General features: G+C 36.0%; 28 protein-coding genes and 1 pseudogene. 6 read left to right on the top strand and 23 right to left on the bottom strand.

Annotation, left to right across the window (positions count from 1 at the left end; translation table 11 throughout):
• Positions 1–90 precede the first annotated feature (90 nt).
• From EPL02_RS10195 to helD, 3 genes are all read right to left on the bottom strand, one after another.
• Positions 91–534, bottom strand: a complete 444-nt coding sequence (locus tag EPL02_RS10195; protein WP_094910110.1) for a cell wall hydrolase — start codon at positions 532–534, stop codon at positions 91–93.
• A 69-nt stretch (positions 535–603) separates the two neighbouring features.
• Positions 604–1,380: an SDR family oxidoreductase gene (locus EPL02_RS10200; RefSeq protein ID WP_131887611.1), complete on the bottom strand. Its 777-nt coding sequence runs from the start codon at positions 1,378–1,380 to the stop codon at positions 604–606.
• Positions 1,381–1,674: 294 nt separating this feature from the next.
• Positions 1,675–4,011 (bottom strand): RNA polymerase recycling motor HelD, encoded by a 2,337-nt coding sequence (gene helD / locus EPL02_RS10205; protein WP_131887612.1) that lies wholly within the window; start codon positions 4,009–4,011, stop codon positions 1,675–1,677.
• Between the two features lie 392 nt (positions 4,012–4,403).
• Here helD and EPL02_RS10210 point away from each other — a divergent pair, with 392 nt between their 5' ends.
• Positions 4,404–4,964 (top strand): AAA family ATPase, encoded by a 561-nt coding sequence (locus tag EPL02_RS10210; RefSeq protein WP_131887613.1) that lies wholly within the window; start codon positions 4,404–4,406, stop codon positions 4,962–4,964.
• A gap of 11 nt (positions 4,965–4,975) precedes the next feature.
• The gene (locus EPL02_RS20865) at positions 4,976–5,140 is read left to right on the top strand and encodes a hypothetical protein (protein ID WP_165932544.1); all 165 of its coding nucleotides are present in this window, start codon (positions 4,976–4,978) and stop codon (positions 5,138–5,140) included.
• A 35-nt stretch (positions 5,141–5,175) separates the two neighbouring features.
• On the opposite strand, the gene EPL02_RS10215 is transcribed toward EPL02_RS20865, so the two are convergent.
• From EPL02_RS10215 to EPL02_RS10230, 4 genes and pseudogenes are all read right to left on the bottom strand, one after another.
• Positions 5,176–5,598 (bottom strand): stage III sporulation protein AH, encoded by a 423-nt coding sequence (locus EPL02_RS10215; protein ID WP_286175394.1) that lies wholly within the window; start codon positions 5,596–5,598, stop codon positions 5,176–5,178.
• A gap of 145 nt (positions 5,599–5,743) precedes the next feature.
• Complete coding sequence (locus tag EPL02_RS10220; RefSeq protein WP_131887614.1) at positions 5,744–6,073, bottom strand: hypothetical protein; 330 nt, start codon at positions 6,071–6,073, stop codon at positions 5,744–5,746.
• A gap of 14 nt (positions 6,074–6,087) precedes the next feature.
• Positions 6,088–6,666 (bottom strand): annotated as a pseudogene (locus tag EPL02_RS10225) (GNAT family N-acetyltransferase).
• A 218-nt stretch (positions 6,667–6,884) separates the two neighbouring features.
• Positions 6,885–7,091, bottom strand: coding sequence for a DUF3951 domain-containing protein (locus EPL02_RS10230; RefSeq protein WP_350020191.1), 207 nt, complete (start codon positions 7,089–7,091; stop codon positions 6,885–6,887).
• A 415-nt stretch (positions 7,092–7,506) separates the two neighbouring features.
• Here EPL02_RS10230 and EPL02_RS10240 point away from each other — a divergent pair, with 415 nt between their 5' ends.
• The 4 genes from EPL02_RS10240 (at position 7,507) to EPL02_RS10255 (ending at position 10,469) form a co-directional block, all read left to right on the top strand.
• On the top strand, positions 7,507–7,944 hold the full coding sequence (locus tag EPL02_RS10240) for a MarR family winged helix-turn-helix transcriptional regulator (RefSeq protein WP_179289190.1): 438 nt from the start codon (positions 7,507–7,509) through the stop codon (positions 7,942–7,944).
• A gap of 55 nt (positions 7,945–7,999) precedes the next feature.
• Entirely contained in the window at positions 8,000–8,647 is a 648-nt protein-coding gene (locus EPL02_RS10245) for an SDR family NAD(P)-dependent oxidoreductase (RefSeq protein WP_131887615.1), read from the top strand.
• 50 nt (positions 8,648–8,697) lie between these two features.
• Positions 8,698–9,216 carry an NAD(P)H-dependent oxidoreductase gene (locus EPL02_RS10250; protein WP_131887616.1) on the top strand — a complete coding sequence of 173 codons (519 nt, stop codon included), beginning with the start codon at positions 8,698–8,700 and terminating at the stop codon, positions 9,214–9,216.
• 407 nt (positions 9,217–9,623) lie between these two features.
• Positions 9,624–10,469: an STAS domain-containing protein gene (locus EPL02_RS10255; protein WP_094910119.1), complete on the top strand. Its 846-nt coding sequence runs from the start codon at positions 9,624–9,626 to the stop codon at positions 10,467–10,469.
• A 234-nt stretch (positions 10,470–10,703) separates the two neighbouring features.
• On the opposite strand, the gene EPL02_RS10260 is transcribed toward EPL02_RS10255, so the two are convergent.
• The 16 genes from EPL02_RS10260 to EPL02_RS10335 all read right to left on the bottom strand — a co-directional run bounded on the left by EPL02_RS10260 (position 10,704) and on the right by EPL02_RS10335 (position 24,564).
• Positions 10,704–11,729 carry a C45 family autoproteolytic acyltransferase/hydrolase gene (locus tag EPL02_RS10260; RefSeq protein WP_131887617.1) on the bottom strand — a complete coding sequence of 342 codons (1,026 nt, stop codon included), beginning with the start codon at positions 11,727–11,729 and terminating at the stop codon, positions 10,704–10,706.
• A gap of 322 nt (positions 11,730–12,051) precedes the next feature.
• Entirely contained in the window at positions 12,052–12,435 is a 384-nt protein-coding gene (locus EPL02_RS10265; RefSeq protein ID WP_094910121.1) for a hypothetical protein, read from the bottom strand.
• Positions 12,436–12,458: 23 nt separating this feature from the next.
• On the bottom strand, positions 12,459–12,827 hold the full coding sequence (locus EPL02_RS10270) for a hypothetical protein (RefSeq protein ID WP_094910122.1): 369 nt from the start codon (positions 12,825–12,827) through the stop codon (positions 12,459–12,461).
• Positions 12,828–12,848: 21 nt separating this feature from the next.
• Complete coding sequence (locus EPL02_RS10275) at positions 12,849–13,274, bottom strand: DUF7832 domain-containing protein (protein ID WP_131887618.1); 426 nt, start codon at positions 13,272–13,274, stop codon at positions 12,849–12,851.
• Positions 13,275–13,453: 179 nt separating this feature from the next.
• Positions 13,454–13,828, bottom strand: a complete 375-nt coding sequence (locus EPL02_RS10280; RefSeq protein ID WP_094910124.1) for a DUF5412 family protein — start codon at positions 13,826–13,828, stop codon at positions 13,454–13,456.
• Between the two features lie 49 nt (positions 13,829–13,877).
• Complete coding sequence (locus EPL02_RS10285; RefSeq protein ID WP_131887619.1) at positions 13,878–14,363, bottom strand: hypothetical protein; 486 nt, start codon at positions 14,361–14,363, stop codon at positions 13,878–13,880.
• A gap of 69 nt (positions 14,364–14,432) precedes the next feature.
• Entirely contained in the window at positions 14,433–15,143 is a 711-nt protein-coding gene (locus tag EPL02_RS10290; RefSeq protein ID WP_094910126.1) for a class I SAM-dependent methyltransferase, read from the bottom strand.
• A gap of 153 nt (positions 15,144–15,296) precedes the next feature.
• Positions 15,297–16,079, bottom strand: a complete 783-nt coding sequence (locus tag EPL02_RS10295) for an HpcH/HpaI aldolase family protein (protein WP_165932545.1) — start codon at positions 16,077–16,079, stop codon at positions 15,297–15,299.
• Between the two features lie 14 nt (positions 16,080–16,093).
• Positions 16,094–16,792, bottom strand: coding sequence for an alpha/beta fold hydrolase (locus EPL02_RS10300; RefSeq protein WP_131887620.1), 699 nt, complete (start codon positions 16,790–16,792; stop codon positions 16,094–16,096).
• Positions 16,793–16,798: 6 nt separating this feature from the next.
• Positions 16,799–17,422 (bottom strand): cupin domain-containing protein, encoded by a 624-nt coding sequence (locus EPL02_RS10305; RefSeq protein ID WP_094910129.1) that lies wholly within the window; start codon positions 17,420–17,422, stop codon positions 16,799–16,801.
• A gap of 55 nt (positions 17,423–17,477) precedes the next feature.
• On the bottom strand, positions 17,478–18,911 hold the full coding sequence (locus tag EPL02_RS10310; RefSeq protein ID WP_131887621.1) for an aldehyde dehydrogenase family protein: 1,434 nt from the start codon (positions 18,909–18,911) through the stop codon (positions 17,478–17,480).
• Entirely contained in the window at positions 18,905–20,134 is a 1,230-nt protein-coding gene (locus EPL02_RS10315; RefSeq protein ID WP_286175395.1) for an iron-containing alcohol dehydrogenase, read from the bottom strand. Before EPL02_RS10315 ends, EPL02_RS10310 begins: the two co-directional genes overlap by 7 nt.
• A gap of 40 nt (positions 20,135–20,174) precedes the next feature.
• Positions 20,175–21,356 carry an ester cyclase gene (locus tag EPL02_RS10320; protein ID WP_205687710.1) on the bottom strand — a complete coding sequence of 394 codons (1,182 nt, stop codon included), beginning with the start codon at positions 21,354–21,356 and terminating at the stop codon, positions 20,175–20,177.
• A gap of 63 nt (positions 21,357–21,419) precedes the next feature.
• Positions 21,420–22,178 (bottom strand): SDR family NAD(P)-dependent oxidoreductase, encoded by a 759-nt coding sequence (locus EPL02_RS10325; protein ID WP_131887623.1) that lies wholly within the window; start codon positions 22,176–22,178, stop codon positions 21,420–21,422.
• 36 nt (positions 22,179–22,214) lie between these two features.
• Positions 22,215–23,228 (bottom strand): LacI family DNA-binding transcriptional regulator, encoded by a 1,014-nt coding sequence (locus EPL02_RS10330; RefSeq protein ID WP_131887624.1) that lies wholly within the window; start codon positions 23,226–23,228, stop codon positions 22,215–22,217.
• 136 nt (positions 23,229–23,364) lie between these two features.
• Positions 23,365–24,564 carry an MFS transporter gene (locus EPL02_RS10335; RefSeq protein WP_286175396.1) on the bottom strand — a complete coding sequence of 400 codons (1,200 nt, stop codon included), beginning with the start codon at positions 24,562–24,564 and terminating at the stop codon, positions 23,365–23,367.
• Positions 24,565–24,574: the final 10 nt, after the last annotated feature.

Below are 24,574 nucleotides of genomic sequence, written 5' to 3' on the forward strand. Positions count from 1 at the left end.
AAGTTAAGTTCTTCATCAAAAAAAGAACATGGATCATTAGAGTTCTAATGATCCATGTTCTTTCACGACAAAATTTTCTCTACTTTGTCCTTAAGCGCCGCTATACACACTATCACACGTATTAGGCTGCGGCTCGTAGTAACAGTGGTTTTTATATTGACCTGCAAATGGCTGATCGTACCAAGTTGGAGGACATGGAGCGTATGGGTTGAAATACCAAAGCGCATATTTCGCAGGGTGCTCACGCCAAAAATCAAGCGTTTTCTTAGCTAATCTTTTCTCTGCACTTCTTGCTCGTTGATAAAAGACATTTCCTTTTTGAACAGCTTCAAAGGAATAGTTTCCTCCTTGCACTTGATAAATAACCTGCGGAATTGTTCGTAACCCTTTAAAGTCGATGCAATTTGCTTTTAGTCGGTTTACAATGACATTTCCAACGTACAACATCCCTTGTTGTCCTTCACCTTCTGCTTCTGCTCGCATCATTCTAGCCATTAATGCAACATCTGAATCCTTATACTGAACTCTTGGCATAGTCTCACCTCAATCTATAGTATGAAAAGTTACCAAAATTGATGTTAGCGGACAAGGAAATTGATTTATTTACAAAAAACCACCGTCAGAGTGAATAATTTGTCCGGTAATCCACGCTGCGTCATTACTAGCTAAAAAGACAATAAGTTTTGCCGCATCAGTAGGCACGCCAATCCGTCCCATTGGAAAGCGAGGTAGTAAAGTTCGCTTTAACTCTTCATTCATCCAGCCTGTATCGGTTGGGCCAGGATCTACAGCATTTACCGTAATATTTAAAGAAGCAAGTTCAATCGCGATTGATTTTGTAAATGTAGACACTGCACCTTTTGTTGCGATATATGCAAGGTTTCCTGGTTCAGGTGATTTATCTTGTCCGGATACCATATTAATGACTCGACCGCTATGTTGGCCGTCCAATCTCCGCGCAAATTCAGCGGTTAAAAGACAAGTGGCTCGCACGTTTACTGCATAGTGGTTATCAAGGACTTCTGCATTTAGATTCCGGAAGTCTACGTCAATGGAATGAGTGGCATTATTCACTAAAATAGACGGTGTCCCAAGTCGCTTTTGAACTTCGTCAAGAAGCTTTGCTGGTGCATCAGGTTTAGATAAATCAAGTGCCAGCGCTTCGCATCTTACGCCATATTTTTTAATTTCGGTTACTAACTCTTTTGACCAACTTGTATCTTCTTCTTCAAAATAGTCCATTTGTCGATCACAAGGAGACCAGTGAGTAAAGAAGATATCTGCCCCCACTTTGGCTAGCTCTATACAAATGGCTGAGCCTATCCCTTTGCTTCGACTTGCTCCTGTTATAACAGCAATTTTGTTTGTTAATCTAGACATATTTGCATCTCCTTACGGACGCGCCAACCAACGTACGATTGGAGATATGGACTAACAAAAAAAGCAGATGCTAATAGGCACCCGCTCTTTTGTCTTCTCATACATAAGCTTAGGCGTATCCTATAATGGTAACAATGAAAAACAACCCTTTCGTAAAAAAAGGGAATTTGTCTATTCATTTTGTTAATTAACCATTATTGAATGCCAGCCATCTGCATTATGCTCCTTCCATATATCTCCATGATAATTCCATCATAACCCAATATTTAGAAGAAGTAAATATCTTTTATTGCCCTAAGCGTCAAGCGCTCTTTCAAGAAGGGCTTTGTCTAAAAACGGACTTGCTTTCCCTACGCTGTATAGGTGAAGATCATGCATGGCTCTTGTGCAAGCTGTGTAAAAAGTACGGCGTAAACTTTCTTCAGCGTAGACTTTCTCTGATGCGTTGTAGATGATAACGGCATCAAATTCAATTCCTTTTGATAAGTACGCAGGAACCACTACTACTCCTTGCTCATACTCAAGAGAGTTGCTTTTTAACAACTTCAGATCTTTAATGCTAGCTAAAGATAAGTACGCAGATGCGCTTTCTTCTGCAGACTTGCAGATAATCGCAATACTGTGATAACCCTCACTCTTGAATTCATCAACCTTTGACGCAATTGCTTGGTGGAGTTCATCATAATCTGGCAGCTGTGTAAGAGCAGGGCGTTTCCCTTCACGCTCAAACGGAACAATGCCTTCTCCGTTAGGCACAAGCCTTCTTGTCAATTCAATGATTGGTTTTGTGGATCGATAACTTCTCGTAATGTTGATCAGTTCCGTTTGTTCTACGCCGTAGAGGTGCGTTAACATCTTAAAATCGGTATTTTCATCTGCATGAGCAAAAATAGCCTGGTTGAAATCACCAAGTACCGTCATTCGTGCAGCTGGAAATAAACGCTTCAAAAACTCAAACTGAAACGGAGAATAGTCCTGCGCTTCATCAATGACGATATGCTTAATAGCGCTATTTATTTGAAAGCCTTCAATAATTTCTTTTAAAAGTAAAAATGGCGTAGCATCTTCATAAAAAAGCTTATCTTTCTCTAATGCATCGACTGTAATTCCGCAAATGTCAGACCAGTCATCAGGCACCTTGCCTTTTAAGTGTTTCGTTATTTCAAGAGAATTTGTGAAAAGCTGTTTATATATTCCGATAAAATCAATAAACTGCAGCTCTTTAATTTTGCTTCGAAGCGGTTTTAGCTTTTGACGCACAATCAGCCTTGCAAGCGCTTGTGGCTCCATATCATAATCAGCGGTGTCTTCTCTCTTAAACCCGCGTTTTTTAGCTAAATACGCATGTGCTTTATGATAGTCTTCATTGCTTAGAAGCTCAATTTCGTCTTGAACCCACGGCTTTTTACTTTCTGTTTTTTGAAAGTCAGCTAACTTCTTCAATAACCAATCTCGTAACTTTTCAAGTCGGTTATGAAAACGGAGAGAGGTATCAAAGTTGTAAAATCGTTCTACTATTTCTCCTGCTGTTACAACAGCTTTTCCTCTAAACACCACGTCGTTAAACAGCATTCCTTCTGATTCAAGCGACTTTCTGTAAGTTTGAACAGCTTCAAAAAAGCGTGTAGATGCTTTGAAACGTATGCCTGCAAGCCTCGCTTGATAGAAAGATGTCTTCTTTGCTGTTAAAACGTATTCTAACTGTTCATAAGGCGTTTCTACTTGAAATGCTTTACTTAAGCGGTGATCTAAGTACTCTTGAAACGTTACTTGCTGCATATTTTCTTCTCCAAGCTCTGGTAGTACGTTTGAAACATAGCTACTGAACATAGAGTTAGGTGAAAATAGAATAATTTGATCTGCATTGATGTGATCTCGGTATTTATATAATAAATACGCAATTCGCTGCAGAGCTGCCGAGGTTTTTCCGCTTCCAGCTGCCCCATGAACAATCAATAACCTTCCTTTATCGTGACGAATAATTTTATTTTGTTCTTTTTGAATTGTCGCAACGATATTATGCATTTGCTTATCCGTACCTTTACCTAAAACCTGCTGTAAGATTTCATCTCCAATGGTCAAACTTGTATCAAACATGGATTGGATGATCCCGTTACGAATAAGATACTGCCATTTCTTTTCAAGCACACCTTGAATCATACCGCCTGGAGTCATGTAATGAGCCGGTCCAGGCTGATAATCATAATAGACGCTTGAAATAGGCGCTCGCCAATCGTAAACCAAAAAATCATCTCCAGTTTGATCATTAAGAGCAGCAATTCCAATATAAATGCTCTCAGGAGCTGAATCTCCTTCTTCTGTAAAATCAATACGGCCGAAGTAAGGGAGCTCTTTCATCCGATGCAACGTGGATAATCGCTTAGAGGAATGTTTATGTGTACTTTGAGTTACTGATAGCGCCTGAGCTTCTTGGCGTAACCCAATAATCGTTTCAAGATAATCATCAAACGTATCTGTGTTTACCTTAACCTCATCCCAAAAGTGCTTGCGGATATGAATGACTTCTTCTTTACGCTTTGTCGTCTCTTCTTCTAGCTTGTTTATTTCTGCGTTAATTCTTTTCATGATACCATCTACGCGTTTTTGTTCCTGCTGAAGTTCTGAACCCATCGCAAACACCCCTTAAAAAAATAGTTGACTAGCGCATCGATTTTATATTATAATTATAGTAGGAAATATTATAATTAATAACAGGTATAGATACGCATCTATACTAATTTATCATGAAATTGTTTTGTTTTCAAGATGTTCAGCAGAAATATAACTCAAAGGATGAAGGTGTTAAATACCTTTATCCTTTTTTTATGCTTTTTTGAGTTAAGCAGAAGCTGTAGTTGTTAAGAGGCTTTGCTATTACGCTTAATTGAAGTTCGTATAATCCCTCCCTGGGATACATTGTTAGTTGTTGGAATTTCTTCTTCCGCTGTTTGTTTATTTATGATAAAATTTACCAAATGTATATAATGATAATTTAGTAAACTTACAATGGAAAGGAGAACTAGATGAAGTTCATTCTCGTATTTGGACCCCAAGCAGTAGGGAAAATGACGGTAGGACAACAATTAGAAAGAAACACGGGACTGAAGCTGTTTCATAATCATATGACCATTGAACTTCTTGCTCCTTTGTTTCAATTCAACGAAGAAATGTGGAGATTAGTAGATTTGTTCCGTAAAGAAATCTTTGAATCGATTTCAAAAAGTGACGCAAAAGGTATAATCTTTACCTATGTATGGGCGTTTGATATGCAAAGCGATTGGAATTTTATCAGAGAAGTATGCGACATTTTTGAATCAAAAGGCGGTACGGTATATTTTGTGGAGCTAGAAGCGGATCTTAACGAAAGAATCGACCGAAACAAAACGCCAAACAGACTCCAGCATAAGCCAACAAAAAGAAATGTAGAGTGGTCAGAGCAAGAACTCAAAGAAACGATGAACAAACACCGATTAAATTCCAAAACTGGAGAAATACAGCGAGAAAACTATGTACGGATCAACAATACAAATTTAAGCGCTGAGGAAGTAGCTCAATTAATTCAAGAAAAATTTCAATTGTACTGAAGGAGAAATGAATGATTTATAACATTCTATTAGCTCTTGCATCATTAATATTTGTTGTTAATTTTTTTATTGCACCTACCTTCTTTCATATGGAGGTTGATGACTCAGGAACTTTTGTAGGTTTAATGCTGTTAATCATTGTGCTGAAACATTTATTGGATAAAAAAGACGCTTGAAGTAGCGTCTTTTTTTTCTGTATTTTTATAATAGACTAATCAAATATCTCCCATAAAGATTCATCGACTAAAAAGAAACCTTCATGTGAACATACAGCAAGCATGCATGTATCATCTCTATAAAACTGCAGGTCTTCTGGGAGGTCAGGACTAATCCAGTTAAAAAGCGAGTTGCTATATTCTTTTAAAAACTGCTTAGTAGCATTATTGAAATGATAATAAAAAACGTATGCTGAACCCTCTGACAACTTTGTGGTCTCCCATTCCTGCTGAATCTTTCTTTCTATGAAGTGCTCGGCAATGCCTTCTGTTAAATTGTTTATATAGGCCAACCACTCTTCTTCATACTCTATCAACTGCCTATTTTCAACAAAAGCAAACCGATCGCAATGTCTTAGTAATAAGTCAATTAATGCTTTGTACTTTTTCCCCTTAACATCTTCTGTAATCATCAGCATAAGGACCCCTCCTACTTGTTACCTTCTATACGCTAAAAATATCACTTCGTATGATTGAGTTTCAGATACCTAGCGTTTTTCTTATCTTCAATCGCTGTGTTGGCTTGACCATAAACATCAGTACTAATAAGATTCCATTTGACCTTTATCTAAATTTCAAAATATCCTCTAAATTTATCGTTTTTTCTTTCTCCTCTTTGTTTATCGTTTTCCATTTAGCATTCACCTCGACAGATTTGAATGCTGCTTTTTCTGGTCCTTCTAATAAAAAAGTAAAAGAAAATTTACGAAAATCTTCTTTTGAAGCATCATTTAAACCGGTTGTCCCTATATGACTAAATTTTTCATCTGATAAGCTATTTATTTCTGAATGAACTTCCATCTCTGTTTCTAGATTATTTGTTGCTACACTGCAAGCACCTAGGATAAGTAATATACATAGAGACGCTACGGAGAACATTGTTCTAATTTTCATCATTTGTTCTCTTTCTAAATTCCCAACTTATTTTTAATGACCTTTGCATAAACACACGTATCTCTTATCTCTGATCCATCAACTGCCATGGCACTATTCTCAAGAATCCCTTCTAGGTTAAACCCTACTCTTTCCGCTACTGCCCGGCTTTTTTTATTTCTAGCGTCACATCTAATTTCTAGCCTTTTTGCATGTAGCTCTTTAAACGCAAAGGAAGCAATTCCTTCAACTGCTTCTGTCATATATCCTTTTCCACTAAAGCGAGAATCGAGCCAATAGCCAATTTCAAATTTTGGTATATCCCAATTAATACGGTGCAATCCTGATGAAGCAATAAGCTCATCTGTGTCTTTTAAGAAAACTAGAAGCTGTAAATTCGTTCTTTGTAGAAACTCTGCGTGAGACTTTCGAATATGTGCTTCTGCTTCTTCAACCGTTTATTTTTCTTTAGCAAACGGTAGCCATGGTTTAAAGTCTTCGATTGATGAGTTTACCGCTTCAGCCATGAGTTTCCCATCTCCAGGAAGCGGCATTCTAATGAAAAGTCTTTCTGTATAGAATTCGGTTGGAAAATCAAATAAAACTGAATTCACTTTAATCACTTCCTTGGTTATAAAATAAAATTCTTTGATTTAATTCAATTTCTTTATCAGTTTGGCTAGCATTAGCAAGCTGAACTTTATATTCGTTAAAGAAGAAAATAATTTAACAAACAGCTGCTCTTATCCTAAAAAGAAAGCTTGCTAACCATTTTGGGAAGCTTTCTTTTAGGTAATGAGGTTAACTTTATTTATTGCTTTTGCTAAGTTACTCACTTACTATCGCCATCTTTATTCTCTTCTGCTATTTCTTCTTTTTCTTCATGAAATTCTTCCGTTGTCTGAGCTGATATATAGTCGAATGGAGTATAGTAATTGTTTGGGAATTTTCTTATAATCAATGTCTTGCCAACTACAATGACAATAGGGACAACTGTAAGTGCACCAATTAGTAACAGTGTTATATATAGTAAAATCAGACTCCTCTTCCTCCTTTCCCTTCAAAATTTTTATTGAAGGCTGTGTAAATTAAGCAAGTTTACGATGTGTTCATGCTTTTTAGATATATCTAATGATGTCTTAACGTCATCTTTTCATCATCAAGCAGAGCTGACTCATGAAGGCTTGTCCACCCTCCACTTTGTTGAGCATTAACGTCTGCACCCTTTCATGGTGGCGTCTGTTATAAGTTCAATATTTGCCAATTTAATTACCTCTATAATTGAAAACAGTATTTTTTACCATATTATAACATATTTTGTTTGTTTATTTTGTATAAAATCAAAGCGGTAAGGTAACATTGATAGAAATCAAAGAAAATTCACCTATAAGTTAGTTGACTCTATAAAAGTTTCATGTTAATTTGTATATGCAAATGATTGAAAGGGTTGATCCATGATGCACGAAGAAGAAGAAGTACTTATACATTGTTTGTACTTTACCGCAAGCAGATTTGCTCGTAATATTACAAAATTAGCTGAGGATACGTTTAATTTTGATGGAATTGCTCCTTCACACCTTTATATGATTATGACTGTAAAGTTTCATCCTGGTATTACTCAGAAAGAGCTGTGCTATAAATTGTCAATTGCTCCTTCAACAAGCACACGCTTTATTGATAAACTTGAAAAGCAAAAGCTTGTCACTAGAAAAGCTGAAGGAAAACAGACGTTTATTTCTTTAACAGATAAAGGCGAAAAGCTGTACGTCGAATTTCGAAAAGCACTAAAACAATTATTTAGTAGCTATTCTGAAGTCTTAGGTAAAGAATTCAGCGAAGACTTAAGTAAAACTCTTCATGAGGCAAGTAATAAGCTAGAAAGTAAATCGTAATTTTTTTACCCTTTCATTTGCATATACAAATAAAGTGATAAGGAGGTTGTAAACTATGTTTGAAAAAGTATTATTAATTGTAGGTGCTGGGCCAGGAATTAGCCTAACAGCCGCCAAGAAATTTGGGGAAAAAGGCTTTAAAGTTGCCTTAATTTCTCGAAGTAACCAATCACTACAAGAGTATGTGAACGAATTAAAAAATCATGGCATTACTGCTCAAGGTTTCCCTGGAGATGCGTCTTCAGAAGAATCGTTAAAAGCAGCTATTAAACAAGTACTTACTACTTTTGGAAACGTAGATGTTTTATTATACAATGCTGCTGCTGGACAGCCTGGCGTACCAACAACTCTTAGTACAAACCAGCTAATAGAAGATTTTAAAGTGAGCGTAGCTGGAGCTCTAACTAGTGTTAAAGAAGTTCTTCCGTTGATGGAGAGCGGTGCTATCATATTAACTGGTGGCGGATTAGCTTTAGAACCCTATGCAGGGTATGCTTCATTAGCAATTGGAAAAGCGGGTATTCGCAACTTAGCCTATAGCCTTCATCAAGAGTTACAACCAAAGAGTATATATGTTGGAACGCTTACAATCAAAGGTTTTGTTCAAGAAGGAACATATTTCTCTCCTGAGAATATCGCCCAGGCTTTTTACGAAATGTATGAGAAACAAGATCAAGTTGAAGTTGTTTACGAAGAGAAATAATTTTTTTGTGTTTTAATTTGTATATACAAATATTAAAGGAGCTGCACATAATGAAAAAAACATTAGTTATTTTAGCACACCCTAATCTAAAGGATTCTATTATTAATAAAGCGTGGAAAAATCGTCTTGTAAAAGAATCAAATATAACAATTCATGACTTGTATGAAAAATACCCTGATGGTCACATTGATGTTGCCTATGAGCAACAACTACTTTTAAATCATGAAAAAATCGTTTTCCAATTTCCTTTCTACTGGTACAGCAGCCCTTCACGATTAAAAGAATGGCAAGATGTAGTTCTAACTTATGGCTGGGCATATGGTTCTGAAGGAACAAAGCTACACGGAAAAGAATTTATGTTAGCTATTTCAACAGGCGGTCCAGAGGAAGCTTATCAAGCTGGAGGATATAACGCATATAGTATGAGTGAATTAACAAAGCCATTCCAAGCAATGGCTAATCTAACAGGAATGAAATTTTTGCCTACGTTTACTATTCATGGCGTACGGGTACTAACAGAAGAGGAAGTGCAAGAGAGCGCAGAGAAGTTTGTGCGTCATTTACAGTGATTCACAAAAATTAACTCACTATATCAATAAGATGATTTTATGTATTCTTAAAACAATAAATCATCTATTAGCTGGGATAGTTCTACGCTTTAGGTTCTTGTTATAAAAAACACCTCTTCATATTGAGTATAATTACATGTTTTAACTGCTGGTAGCTAAATATTCCTTGTGAACATAGATACACTAAAAAAGGTATTTTTCGCTATAGTAATATGATAAGATGAAACAAGCACAAAGGGATTTGTTTTAAAATTTAATAACGTGAAACCTGCATGTACACTAAATTTAAAAGCAGAAAAAGCCTTTAAATCAAAGGCTTTTTCTGCTTTATAAGAAAATAGCTATTTTTTTGTCTATAAAATGAAAAGTTGATGATAGTCATCACTTGCATAAGGAGATAGTAAACGATGCATAGAAATAATAAATTGTACGATTTTTTAGTTAAACGAACATGGTCTTTGACTGAAAAATGGTATGAATCCTTAGATAAAGAAAATTCATTAGGTGTATATGCTTCAAATGACCCACTCGTGATTGACCAAGTAAAACAGCAAAATCATGAGTTTCACACTCGCTTTTGTAAAATCTTTGATAATAATGAATCAAGTGAACAATTTTCTATCCACTTCGATGAATGGATTAGTGCAATTTCAAAAGACGAAGAACATTTAAATACCCCAATCGACCTCATTTTACATGAATTTTTTGTTACGCAAAATCAGTATTTGGACCTGATTGAAGAATTCATTCGGACAAGCAGTGAAAGCTATTCACAAGAAACAATCAACAGGTGGAATCGTGTTATTATTAAAAATTTCAATTACGTTATGACTGTATTCACTAGGGAGTACCATGCACATTCCCAAATACGCTTGAAGGCTCAGCAAGAATTAATTATAGAATTGAGCTCACCTATCATTTCATTAAGCTCAAGCTTAGCTCTACTCCCTATTGTAGGTGAGATTGATACCGGCCGCGCTAAGTTTATCCTTGAAAATACTTTAAACCAGTGTGTAGATAAGGGGATTCGTCACCTTTTACTTGATTTATCCGGAGTAGTCGTTATTGATACAATGGTTGCTCATCAAATCTTCCAATTAGTTGAATCATTAAGCTTAATTGGTGTAAAAGCAACATTATCAGGCATTCGACCTGAAATTGCACAAACAGCTATTCAAATCGGAATTGATTTCAGTAAAGTGTCCATTGTATCTAGTCTAGAACAAGCAATTGCGGCATCCAGAACATATTAATCTATAAACTTGTATTGCTACTATACTTGTCCAGAAAAGGTTGAATCTTTTCTGGATGACATTATTAATCAGTTTTCATTGGGGTCTACTATTTCTTTAAAATCGATATCCCCCGCAAGAAAGAAAAAGGTAAAATAAAGCCTCAAGGAAGCTTTATTTTACCTTTTTCTGTTAGGACGAGACGTTCATTTGCTCCTTTTATTAGTTAGTTTTGTAACTCTAATAAACTCATCTTTATCCAAAAACTTGAATGTGGCCGTTTAGTTTGGATTCTTTAATGTTAGTTCCTTTCACCCACTCTTCAAAATTTATGGTTAAGTCTTTATTTCCTTGAGCCACATCCGTAGTAAGAGTTTTTTCTTCAAATGAATAAGCAAAGGTATGCAGGGTTCCAAAAAGATTATCGTAATCTGTAAAAAATAATGGTGAGTTTTTATCACTAAACTTATGAAATGCCTCTTTCATACTAAGATTTTGACTCTTTAAGCTGTAAATGTACTCGTTACGGTTTAAAGAACCTTCAATATTTGCCCTATTTTTCTTCTTCATATCAGGATTTTGAAAATGATTTACACATGAAATAAAGCTAGACTCTCTACGGACCAACACTTTTTCTGGACTCACTTCAACTGCTGCATAACTTCCATAAGAATCACCAAGAGAAAAGTTATAGCATGCAGCATGAGGGATTTCTTTGAGTAAATCAATAGCTTCTTCTGTGCATGTACAAGTATCCAACACCATCCTAACACTAGTCCAAGCAGCTATACCTTCCTGGTATTCCTCGTTATTTACAAAATGGAGTCCAATAGCTAATCCACTTTCGTTTACTCCATCATGTCTGCCAATGACTTGTAAACTATAACCACAAGAGGCCAAAACATTTTTTGAACTCAACAATAATAAGAGACCATCATAAATTTCTGGTGAAAAATCATAATTCCTCACATAATATTGATGATCAACGAATGTTGAACAACCCATATTAGTTAATTTAGGTACATCATAGCCACTAAACATAGCAGCCACCTTCTTGTATGGAAGTTGTAAACCTTCAGATAAACCCTGTAATTCTTCAAGTAAGTTAGGAGATACCCAAGAAAATACGTCATGAAGATGATTCATATTAATTTCTGGTTTAGTTAGAGTACTAAATACAGTAAGTAAAGTCTTATCTTTTAAATATTTTCCAAGATTATAACCTATTTTGTAAGGAGTGGTTCTTAATTGAATAATATCAACTTCAAAATTAGACAACATTCTCACCCTTCCTGCAAATTCTATTATTATATATTTTGAAATTATAACATAAAAAGGATAGATTTAACTTTGTATAGAGTATACAAAGTTACCTATCATAATTACGATTCTAATTATAAAAAAGGATCTAATCATATAATGTTAGATGCTTTTTTATAACCTCGTGAACCTTAGTTCAGTTCACGATTATATTTTTTTATCTAAGATCAATCCCAAAAGTTAAACATAACTTTTTCAACAGTAAAAAGTAGGTTGAGGTAATTTATTAATGTATATACCATACAATTTCAGTTCGCGTAATAATTAACTATAGAAAGGATTTTTACTTTGCTTTTAAATCAAACTTATCCTCTTTACCATTCCACTTTATTGTCACATGATAAGGAACTTTACTGCTTTGAGTGGCACACCCACTACAGTTACTACTTAAATTAATTTTTCCGTCTGTCTCATTATCTGTACCTTCTAGTTTTCCTGTTTCCCCTTCAACAACATAAGAAACCTTTCCTAATTTATCTTTATCTCTTCCTTTATAGATGATACTGCCCTGCCCGTTTTCAGTATTCTCTCCTTTATTTAAAAGGTATAAAGCTTTCCAGTGTTCTCCTTCCCCTTCAAAACGAAGACTTTCATCCTTACTGCTGCAACTAGATAATACTAATAAAAGAATAGTTATAAATCCCAAAAGCAAAAAATTCTTTTTCAACTTGAAATTCCCCTCCCAAAGATCTACGTGTCAAAAACTTCGTTTATTATAACTTTAAATTTAGGTTTAAACGTTATTTCCATAATCATTATAAAGCGGTCTCTATCTTCGTCTATGAATAAACGAATGGCTTTACTTTCTTTACTATCGTTTATAATTTCAATTTTGGTAACAGTTTCAAATCTATAATAAAAGACTTCATCATCTTCTAAATCTGTTACTGAAAGGGAGAATGAATGATAGAAAGGGGAAAGATTTACTTTGAATCGGTTTGTTTTGTTCACAAAAACAAAGGTAGACTCGTCGTACCAAAAATCTTCGTTCGGGTCCTTTTTTACTGGCATACACTCAAATAATGAAATAAAATCTAATTCTTCAGGGCAATCTTGCATTTAGTTTCTCCTTATCTCAATCTATCTATTTAACTTGCTTTTCCACTCTTTAAAACGTTCATTAAGCTTGTTTTTTACGGTATTGTAATTATCAAACGTATCATGTACCTCGTAAAGAGAACTAATATCAGGAAACAACTCTGCATAATCTTCAAAATATGTTCCTGAATCATAATACTCTTTTGTGAAAGCATTTCCTTCTGTATTTAGCATGTCACTTGCTAGTACCCCATCCCAATTCATATATATTTCCGTTCCCGATAGCAGACCTTGGTAAAACTTCGCTATTTCATTAGAAGACGCTTGTTGAAACTCTTTACTATACAGGTTGTTATCTATAACCCAACCTAAATACATTCCTGTATGTACAAACCCTTGATCTTCATCCAACTCTTCTGGAAAATCCCCTTCATAATGCCATTTTGCTTTATCGTAAACCGTCGTCATAATTTCCCCCTCTTTCTTACCTTTATCTGTAAGGTTTCGTTTTCGACACCCTTGAAAATAAAACCTGCAAATATCCTTATCACAAACTAAAACTTACTATCTACCCAATGCCCATCCGCTACTTTTTAAAGATAAAGATTGGCTGAAACATTAACGTTATAAACTGTATAAAATAGAAGTTAATTATCTACCTCATTCGCATTAAATGTATCTTTTTTAACATTCAATATATGACCACTAATATTAACTGTTTGATTATCTACCCATGTGACTTCAGCTGTTTCTTGAGGATAGTTCCAATAAATATTTTTCTTTTTATTAAAGACCTTGTTTGTATCAGTTAATTCTCCTCTAATAGCAAAAGGCATAGTAGCTCCACCACTCGAGCGATAAATCTTTACTACATATTCGCCGTTAGGAGAGGTACTTTGAGAAACATATTCTCCTTTTGGAACAAATTGCAGGCGACTAGGTGCAAAAAGAAACCACCAAATAAACCCTACAGCTAGAAAAATACTGATTGAAGCAAAAGCCAATATGTATCGTTTCTTCAATTTCTTCTCCTCTTTTCTAGTGTTATTTAATACATGTTTAGTAAACACCTTAATACCTAGCAAACTCACCAAAAGCGGATTCGAATTCTTCTCGTAATTGAATGATAACTTCTATGGAAGAACCAGTATTATTTTCTTCACTCGGTTGTTTAGGTGTTTTCCCTTCATACCATTTCTTTTCATTATCAGCGGTTGTTACACCTTTTTCTTCCCATTTAAAGTATATCGCTACCCCTTCTAACGGTGGATTGCTAGTATAATAATTAACCAATTCTTTTTCGCTGAGTTCAGAAGAAAGTTTTTTATAAGCAACCACTGTTGGTCGTCCCCCGCTTCCCCAAGGTCCTCCACCATAGAAAACACCATAATTAAAGTTCTGATCAATGACAGTTGTTTTAGGTGGGAGCTGAATCGCGTAAAATTCTTCAGCAAAAGCTTTAGCTGTTCGTTTGTCATGACTTAAAAAATGTATAGTTCCCCAAGAGATTGTAATGATTAGAGCAGAGATTAATAAAAGTTTATAGTTGTTTCTCAAGTGCCATTTCTCCTTTTAGATAACCATCGCACAAAGAAACCTTTCTCATGACAAGAAAGGTTTTTATTTTTAATCCGCTTTTTTAATTATTAATACTTCTGTTGCAGCAGGGACAAACCGAAACGGTGTATTAATCGTTTTTACAGATAAACTCTCTCTGCTTAACGTATCTAGTAGCTTATTTAAATAAGGGTAGCGTTCACCTCTAAAATTCACTAGAGGATAGATTCGTATTTCTCCACCTTTTTTAGTAACTCGAATTAGTTCTTGAATGGCCTGTAAATGAAAATTGAAATCAAATTGCTCTTCATACAAAAATAAAAAGTGATTACATAAAACAAGAGAAAACGTTTCGTTGTTAAACGGTAGGTCTGGTAATGCTCCGTATACAAATCGTTTATTGGCTTCTTTTTCTTGATACTGATTGAGAAAAAGATCCAATGAATGCTTTCTAATCTCGATATGCTTTGCTAAGCTTCCATATGATTCCCAAGAGAAACTTGAGAGACTTTTGTTTAGCTTTTCACTAGCTTCTTGCATTTCCTTTTGCCCTTTACACATCATCTCTTCAAAAGATAGGTTGTACAAAGGATCAACAGCAAAAGCATCATATCCCTGTTCGTTCGCTTTAGTGCTGAAAGAAGACGCTCCTCCTGCAACATCTAGAATTGGCCCTTTCCCTAAAAGGCTCTTATCTAACATAAACATCTCTTCATACTCTTTGTAGGATCTGCACGTCATAGCAACTCCTACTTGTTCGTAGAACGTCTCTGTACTCATCTCGTCTCATCTCTCCTCAACTAATATCGTAAAATATTATAATGTTAATTTTATCCTTTTTTAGTATTAATCGCAATAAACAAGCTCTAAATCACTTTAAAAATTTAATAAAAAAAAGCCTTTTATAAGATAAAGGCTCATCGACTCTCATTATTAAGGATGTATGGCTTGTTTAGTTGCTCGATTATCTTTAACGACGCTTTCTAAAGCAGACATGATGATGGAATTTCCTACAACTCCTACATAGTGGGCGCCTTTTTTATATGACTCCTGGATTCCGTTAACGTCACTAGCTACCGTTCCAATAATCATATCTGTCTTCAATGCTTTTCTATATAGTAATGATAAAACTTTTTGAACTTCCGGATGCTGCGCTCCTTCTTTTTTATACCCCATATCAACTGATAAATCGGTAGTACCGATAAAAATGCCATCAATACCTTCAACATTGGCAATTTCATTCAAGTTTCTCACAGCTTCCATCGTTTCAATATGTGCCAACACGATAATATTCTGATCAGAGTCGTTTAAAAATGATTCACCTGCATCTTTTCCATAGCGAGCTGCTCGATGTGAGTAAGCTACTCCTCTCTTGCCTAAAGGAGAGAATTTCGCTTTTTTAACGACCTCAAGAGCATCTGCTTGCGAATTAACCATAGGTATTTGTATGCCCATTGCGCCTCTATCTAATGCTTTTTGAATACTAGATTGGTCATAAGAAACTCGCACAATCGGAACTACGCCCACTCCTTCTGCTGTTCTAATCATATTTTCTAATTCTGAATGACTAAATGCCCCGTGCTCTTCATCAATAATGACAAAATCAAAGCCAGCATAACCAATCATCTCAATAAGATTAGGTGAATAAAAGCTAATAAAGCTTCCCAGCACTTTTTCTCCTTTTTTAAGCTTTTCCTTTACATGATTAATCAACATAAACTCTCCTTTCACTATAGAGTTAACCAATTATATAGAGCACCTGTAGTAGCTACAGGTTGCTCTATACTGCTTAAGTGCGCGCAGTTGTCTAAAATAATAAGGTGGGAATGTTTGATAGATGCCGCCATCTCTTCATGAAGAGGTGGCGGGCAAACTTTATCTTCTTTCCCAACTAAAAGCAGTGTTGGCACATTGATAGCCTTCAAGCTTTCACGAGCATCCTGTCTTGTTGAGACTGCTTGTAATTGCTGTATATACGCGGTGGGCCCAATCTTATTTGCCATGTCACGAATAGTAGAGGTTAGTGGATAATCACTTTGTCTACTAGGATGAATTAAGTTAGGAAGCAATTTATGTTCCACAATATCCTCAAACTGACCCTTCTTAACCATGTTAATAAGCTCATCCCACTGCGTTAACTGGTCTGGTCTAGGTCCGTACGGATTTGAATTTAAAAAAGCTAACCTCGTTACTCTTTCTGGAGCTTGACGCGCAACTTCCATTGCAACGATTCCACCTAAAGATAACCCTGCAAGCGCAAAGTTTTCAGGTGCATCTTTAAGTAATAGCTGTGCCATGCATTCAATGGAATTTCCTTGGTTTGGTATAAATACGTTAGGATTTGCTACATGACTTAGATTTTTCAGCTGATGGCTCCATAATCGTTCATCACACAGAGTACCTGGTATTAATAAAAGATGTTCTTTCATCTTTTATCACTTTTCTCCAGAACGGAGCTTTTCTGCCATTTTCTTTTCTAGTTCTCTGAAGTTGTCAGGTTTAATCATCTTGCCTAACTCATCTGCATAAAAGCCGTGCTCTGCAGCTTTCTTTATAACTTGAGGAGACCAGTATGGATCTTTTCCATTAAACACTTCATGTTGTTCAAGTACCGCAAAAATCCAAGCATCCTGGTCACTAATGTTTTCAAACCCTCTCCATAGACCAGGAGGTAGTGAAATTAAGTCCCATTCCTCAATGATTGTTTCACCTTCAATTTCATCTTCACTGTTTCCCCAATAAAAACGCCATTTTCCGGAAAGAGGAAGAAACGCTTCGATGTAGTCGTGTGTATGATAAGCCGGACCATTTCCAGGAGGTGCTTTTACCATTCCAATTTGAAACCCATGTGGCTCAGTGATTTCAGGAGAATAATCATCGTTTTCACTTGCTGTATCTCCAATAAGAGCATAATTCAGTCGTTGATGGCCAGGGATAATACTGTCAATAAACATTAGAGGAATCGACTTTGACTTTAAATCATCAAAGCGAACAATCCAGTTTTCCTCCATTTTTTCACTTGAGATATGGCGTTTGATTTTAGGTTGTTGTGTTGGCATAAAGAAACTTCCTTTCCATAAATTAATTTAATTGATAGATAAATAAGGCTTATGCTTATAGTTTGAAATTAACTAGTTTTAACTCTGTCATTTCGTCAATTGAATATTTAATGCCTTCACGTCCTGTGCCGCTATTTTTCACTCCTCCATAAGGCATTTGATCAACTCGGTACGTAGGAATATCATTTATCATAACGCCTCCAACTTGAAGGTTTTCTGTGGCATAAAAAGCTTTGCGAATAGACGTTGTATAAACACCGGCTTGCAATCCATATTCTGAGTTGTTTACTAACGTAATTGCTTCTTCTAACTGTTCATAAGGTGTGATGGTAACAATAGGAGCAAAAGCTTCTTTACAATTTAAAGGTAAAGTTTGCTTTGCTTCTGTAATGACGGTAGGTTGTAAAATAGCACCTTCACGTTGACCCCCGCATACAACTTTCGCCCCTGCTTCTACCGCTTCGTGAATCCACTTTTCTACTCTTTCCGCTTCCGATATATTTATCATTGAAGAGAGGTCAGTGCTTTCTAAAAGAGGATCGGCTATAATAAGGCGCTTTGCTTTTTCAATAAACTTTTCAAGGAAGAGATGATAAAGCTCTTTTTGGACGTAAATTCTTTGCACGGAGATACAAACTTGGCCTGCATAGCTAAAGGCTCCTTGTATACAACGCTCTACAACATCACCAAGATTTTCAACGCTATCAACAATAACAGCTGAATTTGAACCTAACTCAAGGGTTACTTTCTTTAATCCTGATTGCCTTTTGATATCTAGACCTACTTCTAAGCTTCCTGTAAAAGTTATCATTTTAATCCTTGAATCCTTAACCAATTGGTTACCAATAACGCTTCCTTTACCAGTAACTACATTTAATGCTCCTGCGGGTAAACCAGCTTCTTCAAAAGCTCGGGCCGTAAATAGAGCACTTAAAGGTGTTTGGGTGGCAGGTTTAAGAATGACAGAATTACCTGCAGCAAAAGCCGGTCCTAACTTATGCGCAACAAGGTTAAATGGAAAGTTAAACGGCGTAATGGCTGCGATAGTTCCTAAAGGTTCACGAACGGTAAAAGCTAACCTGCCTTTACCGTTTTTGGCAGCATCCATTGGAATAATTTCTCCATGGATACGTTTCGCTTCTTCACTAGCAAACTTATACGTCTCAATGGTTCTTGATATTTCAGCGCGGGCATCCTTGATAGGCTTAGCACATTCTAATGCAAGAATTTCTGCTGCCTGTTCAGCTTTTTCTTTAAAAATAGCTGACACTCTTTCTAGGATTTCAGATCGTTCTAGAGAAGTTAATTGTCGCAGTTGTTCTGCACCTTTATGAGCGCTTTTTATTGCAGCTTCTACGTCAGTTTCATTTGCTAAAGAAACTTTAGCAATTACTCTTTTGCTGTAGGGAGATGTTAAGTCATAGAAGTCACTGCCGGCTTTCCATTTACCATTAATAAACAGCTGTTGTGCGACTTCATGTTTCAACATAGCGTTTCACCTCCTTTCAGTACACCTTGAAATGCCTTTCTATAAATCTCTAAAATACTTTTTTCATTGAGTTGATACGGTGTATTAACTAGTAAGCGATCAATCTGTGAGGCTTGCTTTGCAAGGACTGGTAAATCGTCTTCTTTTATTCCAAGTTCAGCTAGCGAAGTCGGTAATTCAAGGGTGGTTAATAAGTCGTAAAGGTAGTGTACGACTGCTTTGAGTGCATCGTGAGGTCTTGTTGTATAATCTCCAAGTTCGAGGTACATTGCTACTTCTGCCATTTCTTCAGTACATGTTCTTCCAACCTGTTCAAAAACAAAAGGTAAAAGCAGCGCATTAGCAATTCCATGTTCAATATGATATTTGCCTCCAAGAGGATACGCTAGAGCATGAACAGCTCCTACGCCAGCATTAGCTAATGAAACGCCTGCAAGAACACTTACCCAGCTCATTCCAATACGACTTTCTATATTCTGACCATTATGAACTGCTTTGGTGATATTGGAACTAAATAATTTCATTGCTTTTTCGGCATACATTTTCGTTAACGGTGTAGCATTCACTGAGACATAGGACTCAATAGCATGTGTAAAAGCGTCTACTCCAGAAGCGGCAGTTACTCGTGGTGGGCATGAACGCGTGAGGTAAGGATCGATTATTGCTAGATCAGGAAGAAGATATTTACTGACAATACCTCTTTTAATCTCTTGCTCTTCGTCTCCAAAAATAGCATTCATTGTTACTTCTGATCCAGTTCCTGAGGTGGTGGGAAGCAGAATACATTTAATACTTCTAGATGAAATAGTTTCTTCTCCACTTAAGTAGGGAGCTATATACTCCTTATCTGCAAGTGCCGCCGTAGCTTTAGCGACATCAAGCGCACTCCCACCACCAATTCCAATTATTACTTCACTTTCTACTTCTTTCATAAAACCTATTGCTCTTTTTAACAATGTAAATGTTGGTTCACCTTCAATTTCTGTAAAGGTCGTTGCCTGTACCCCCGCTGATTCAACTAGCTCAAGGACATGTTGAACCATGCCAACGCGCTCTATCCCTTTATCGCTTATAATGACAGCTTTTTTCACACGCAACTTTTTCAACTCTTCAGGTAACGAATAAACTGAATCAAGTCCAAATCGAAGGTTTTCTATGCTTAAAAAATTAGAGTACGTAGTAGGTAAAGCTCGATTTATATTTTTAACAGTTAAAGTCATCATATTTCCTCCTTTTTGAATGCGCATTCAAAAAATATTTTAGTTAGACGCGCTCTTCTATATTTGTTGCTGCTACTTCAGATTTTTTTTGGGAATGAATTTGAGTTAATACGTCCAATCCATCAAATGTAATCCATTCTTCTACTATCTTTTCATTTCGCACTTTGATATGTGTAATGCCCAAAATTTCTACTGTGTTTCCACTTGGTTTTCCAAAGTATCCGATTCCTTCGTGCAGCCCTTGTAACCGCCATCTAACGGCAACTTCCCATTCATCTTTTACTATTCCTTCGTTACATGTTACACGGTCGATTAGAAATTTCGCATTTGGAAAAGAAGCAAATAAACTTACCAACATTCCTTGCATTTGATTAATACCAATTAAATCCTTATTGCATATATAATGGCTTACTGCGTTATCAGCATAAAAATCTTTTAAATGATTGAATAACTTCCATTCCCACACTAAGTTATACATCTTCAAAATGAAATCTCCAATTTCAAATTTTGTTGATTGTGGAGAATAAACAGAAGGAACTCTTTGTCCTTCCATGGTTTGACTTAAACCAAAATCAGATTGAAATGGGGGTCTCTTATTTGGCATCTTCTTAGCAATTTCTATTGGATCAAAACCTAGTTGCTGTACAAGGTGAAGATTATCTCTTACAAGCCATTCTTCAACAATTCTGTTAGAGTGAACAAAGCAATCTACTATAGTTCTAAAATAAACTTTCTTCCCCGTAGCAGGTCCAAAACTCGATTCTCCCAAATTCGTTGCATTGGAAGAAATACGGTGAGAAGATAAAAATCCCTCTTGGTCATTTCCAGACCATATAACGTTTTCACCAATTAACTTCCGATCTGGAAAAGCATGTAATGTTTGAAGCGTTCCTGATACTACTTCGTTAATGCCCTGCACGCTTTGACTACCTACGTGCATCGTAATGTTATTGTGATATGTTTGATAAATAATGCCTATCCCTTTATCTTCCCAAATATGATGAGTTATTTTAATAATGTAATCAACAAAATTAAGGTACTGTTTATCAAACCCTTGCATTCGTTGCTTACTTTCTGTATTGGTAAGAAATTCATTATAATCTGAGTATCCAAATGGCTTAATTTCTTTTGAGTTACCGTAAAAAACCTTCTCATTATTAGGCTTATTGCTCGTATCCGTATAGGATTTTGAAGCTTCTTGGTTCAATTCACTTAATTTTGTCACGATACTAGCCTCCTCTTTGATAATTTGAATGCGCATTCAAAAATGCTTTTGCAAATACAGTTGTTAAATTGCTGTCCATCCACCATCAACTTTAATGGTTTCACCTGTGATGAAATTAGCCATGTCAGACGCTAAAAACAATACTGCACCCGTAACGTCTGATGGCTTAGCGATTGTTCCTAGAGGTATTCTACTTATAACATCTTGATAGAAGCTCTTATCTTCAAACATTCCTGATGTCAATTCAGTTTCAATAAACGTTGGTGCCACAGCATTTACCTTTACATTATATGGTGCCCACTCAACGGCTAAAGCTTTGGTTAGCTGCATCCCTCCTCCTTTACTCGAACAATACGAGGCTCTGTTAATATAACCAACAAATGCCATCTGTGATAAGATATTGATGATTTTTCCGCTTTTTTGCTGGATAAAGTACTTACCAGCACGCTGTGAACAGAAGAAAATTCCTTTGAGATTGGTATCAATTACAGCATCCCAATCTTCTTCTGTTACTTCAATAGCAGGCTTTGCAATGTTTATTCCTGCATTATTGACAACGATATCTAACCCTCCCATGTGTGATACCGCACCATCTATCATTTTGTACACTTCATCTACATTTTGAATATTTGCAGACATATATGTGCAATTCGAATTGTAAGACCGTAACTCTTCAACAGCCTCGCGTAACGTAGATTCATTACGGCCCGTAATAACAACTGTTGAGCCTAATTTAGCGAATTCTAATGCTATGTCTTTACCAATTCCTTTGCCGCCACCTGTTACAATTACTTTTTTCTCTTGCAAATCAGCGAAATTCATTTAGTTTACCTCTCTAACACTTGGGATGAAACAGCACTAAATAGATGCCGTCGTTTTCCTTTGAACTAAATCCGGTTCCAATATGATTCGAAACCCTTCTTCTTGATTTTCTGTACGCTCAATGAGCAATAATAGTTTTTCCAACACAAGAGTTGCCATTTTTTCTTTAGGCTGGGTTATGGTAGTCAAACCAATATACTGATTTTTAGCTAAATCAATATCATCAAACCCTACAACTGATAATTCCTGTGGGACTTTAATATTTTCACTGGCAGCAGCATCTAACACTGCTAGTGCCATTTGATCGGATGCAGCAAAAAAGCCAGTAGGACGATTAGGAGACTTTAATAGCTTTTTCGTAAATTGATAAACCTCATTGTATGAGAAATTTTGGCTATAAATATAGTCTGTATTTATAGCAATACCTAACTCTTTTAAGGCATCCTGATAACCTAAGTTTCTCAGGTGTGTAGTGACATAAGTAGATGGCCCAGCAATATAGGCTATTTTGCGATGATTTAAATTGTAAAGGTGCTTAAATGCTAGCTTGGCTCCTTTATAATTATCCACAGCAATATAGTTGGCTTTTTGATGCTCTAAGATACTGTTAAATAACACAACGGGAAACCCTTGATCATATAACTCTTTTATTTGCTCGTTATCTTTGTTTGCCGCTGCAATAATGATTCCATCAACACGTTTCCCTTTGAGCGTCTGGATATACTTGTTTAAATTTTCTTCGCTATGGTTTGTGTTACAAAGAATCACATCATACTGCATCTCCTGTGCTTTACCTGTAATGACCTTTGCGGATTCAGCGAAAAAGGGGTTTGTAATATCTCCAACAATTAATCCAATAGTTCTCGTTTTGTTACTTGCTAGGCTTCTGGCAATTTCATCTCTTGTAAAGCCTAACTCTTCAATTGCTTTGAGTACTTTCTTTCTTGTAGTTTCTTTGATATGCGGATAGTTGTTCAACACTCTCGATACTGTTGATTGAGAAACTTTTGCTTTTTCCGCTACATCATACGCACTAATTCTGCCCTTCATTAACCAAAACCCTTTCAACCTACTTGTTTTTGAAGCTGGAAAGAAGATGAAGCATTTTAAAATAGAGTAACAATCATCTTGAATCCGGATTCAAACTAAATTATAATTGATAATTCTGATAATTTCAATAAATTTATCATTTTTGCTGAACAGCCTTTTCATTCCTTATATTCACTGTAAATTCTTTTTTGAGGGTTATTTTCATAAACAAAGCACAAAGAATGGACGTTATTCCTATTGCAAAGAAGCTGACATGCAGTGAAGAAAATTCGGATAACACTCCCATAATTACTGGACCTGCAAACATTCCTCCAGCATATACGCTTTGAAAGATTCCCATTCGAGTCGACTGTTTCCGATACGGAATTTCATAGATACTTAAAGATGTTAACACCGTGAAATTCATGCCAAACGCTATACCTGCAGCTGCCTGTAAAATGAACAACGTTATTAAATTAGGCGCATAAGGAATAAACATGACTGTAATACCTTGCAATAAAGCACCTATAATACCTGTCTTAACAATTCCTAGCTTTTTGTAAAAAAACGGAGCACATAAAGCAGTGGCAATCCCATATAAGATTAGATGGGTATTGGATAGCCAGCTTATCATGTATGGATTTGCACCTAGTGCAACTGCAACTAGCGGCGTGAAAGTATCTCTCGTACCAAAAGGTACCATTATAGAGACAGTTGCCAGCAGACCTATAAGCCAGATGGCTTTATCACTAAGTTGTTCACCTAAAATCTTTAAATCATATTGAACTTTACATTCTTCATTTTGCTTTTCATTCACAAAAAATGATAAAAGCAATGCAATAAATGCAGCTATAACAGCTACGATAAAACTATACTCATATCCGTACTGATTTGCGACGATTCCACCAATGGTAGAACCTATTAAAGAGCCTGCTGGTGATGCTATCCCTAGAATAGCAACAGCTTTTGCCGCTTCTTTCACACCGAAAAATGAAGCAAACATAACATTGTAAATAACCCATGTAGAGCCTGTAATACCATCTGATATCTTCCCTAAATATAGAGTAGCAGCACTTGGAAACAAAAAAGCAATCGACCAGCAAATGATTGTAATGCAAAGTCCTACCTGAATAAATAGCTTTCTTTTTAAAAGCATATCTGACAGGACACCTACAGGTAGCCTAGTAAATAAGGATGCTAAGCCAGCTACTCCTACAATCCCACCAACAACCGATGGGGTAATTCCAATTTCAGTTGCAAATGTTGAAATGAACGGATCAAATGCTGAAATGCTCATAAAAAACAGCAGGCTCATGATGAAAAAAAGTATCATATCAAGACGTACATTCTTTTTCACCTTATCACTC

It is taken from the genome of Bacillus sp. CBEL-1 (assembly GCF_004348885.1).
Taxonomy (GTDB): Bacteria; Bacillota; Bacilli; order Bacillales; family Bacillaceae_H; genus Priestia; species Priestia aryabhattai_A.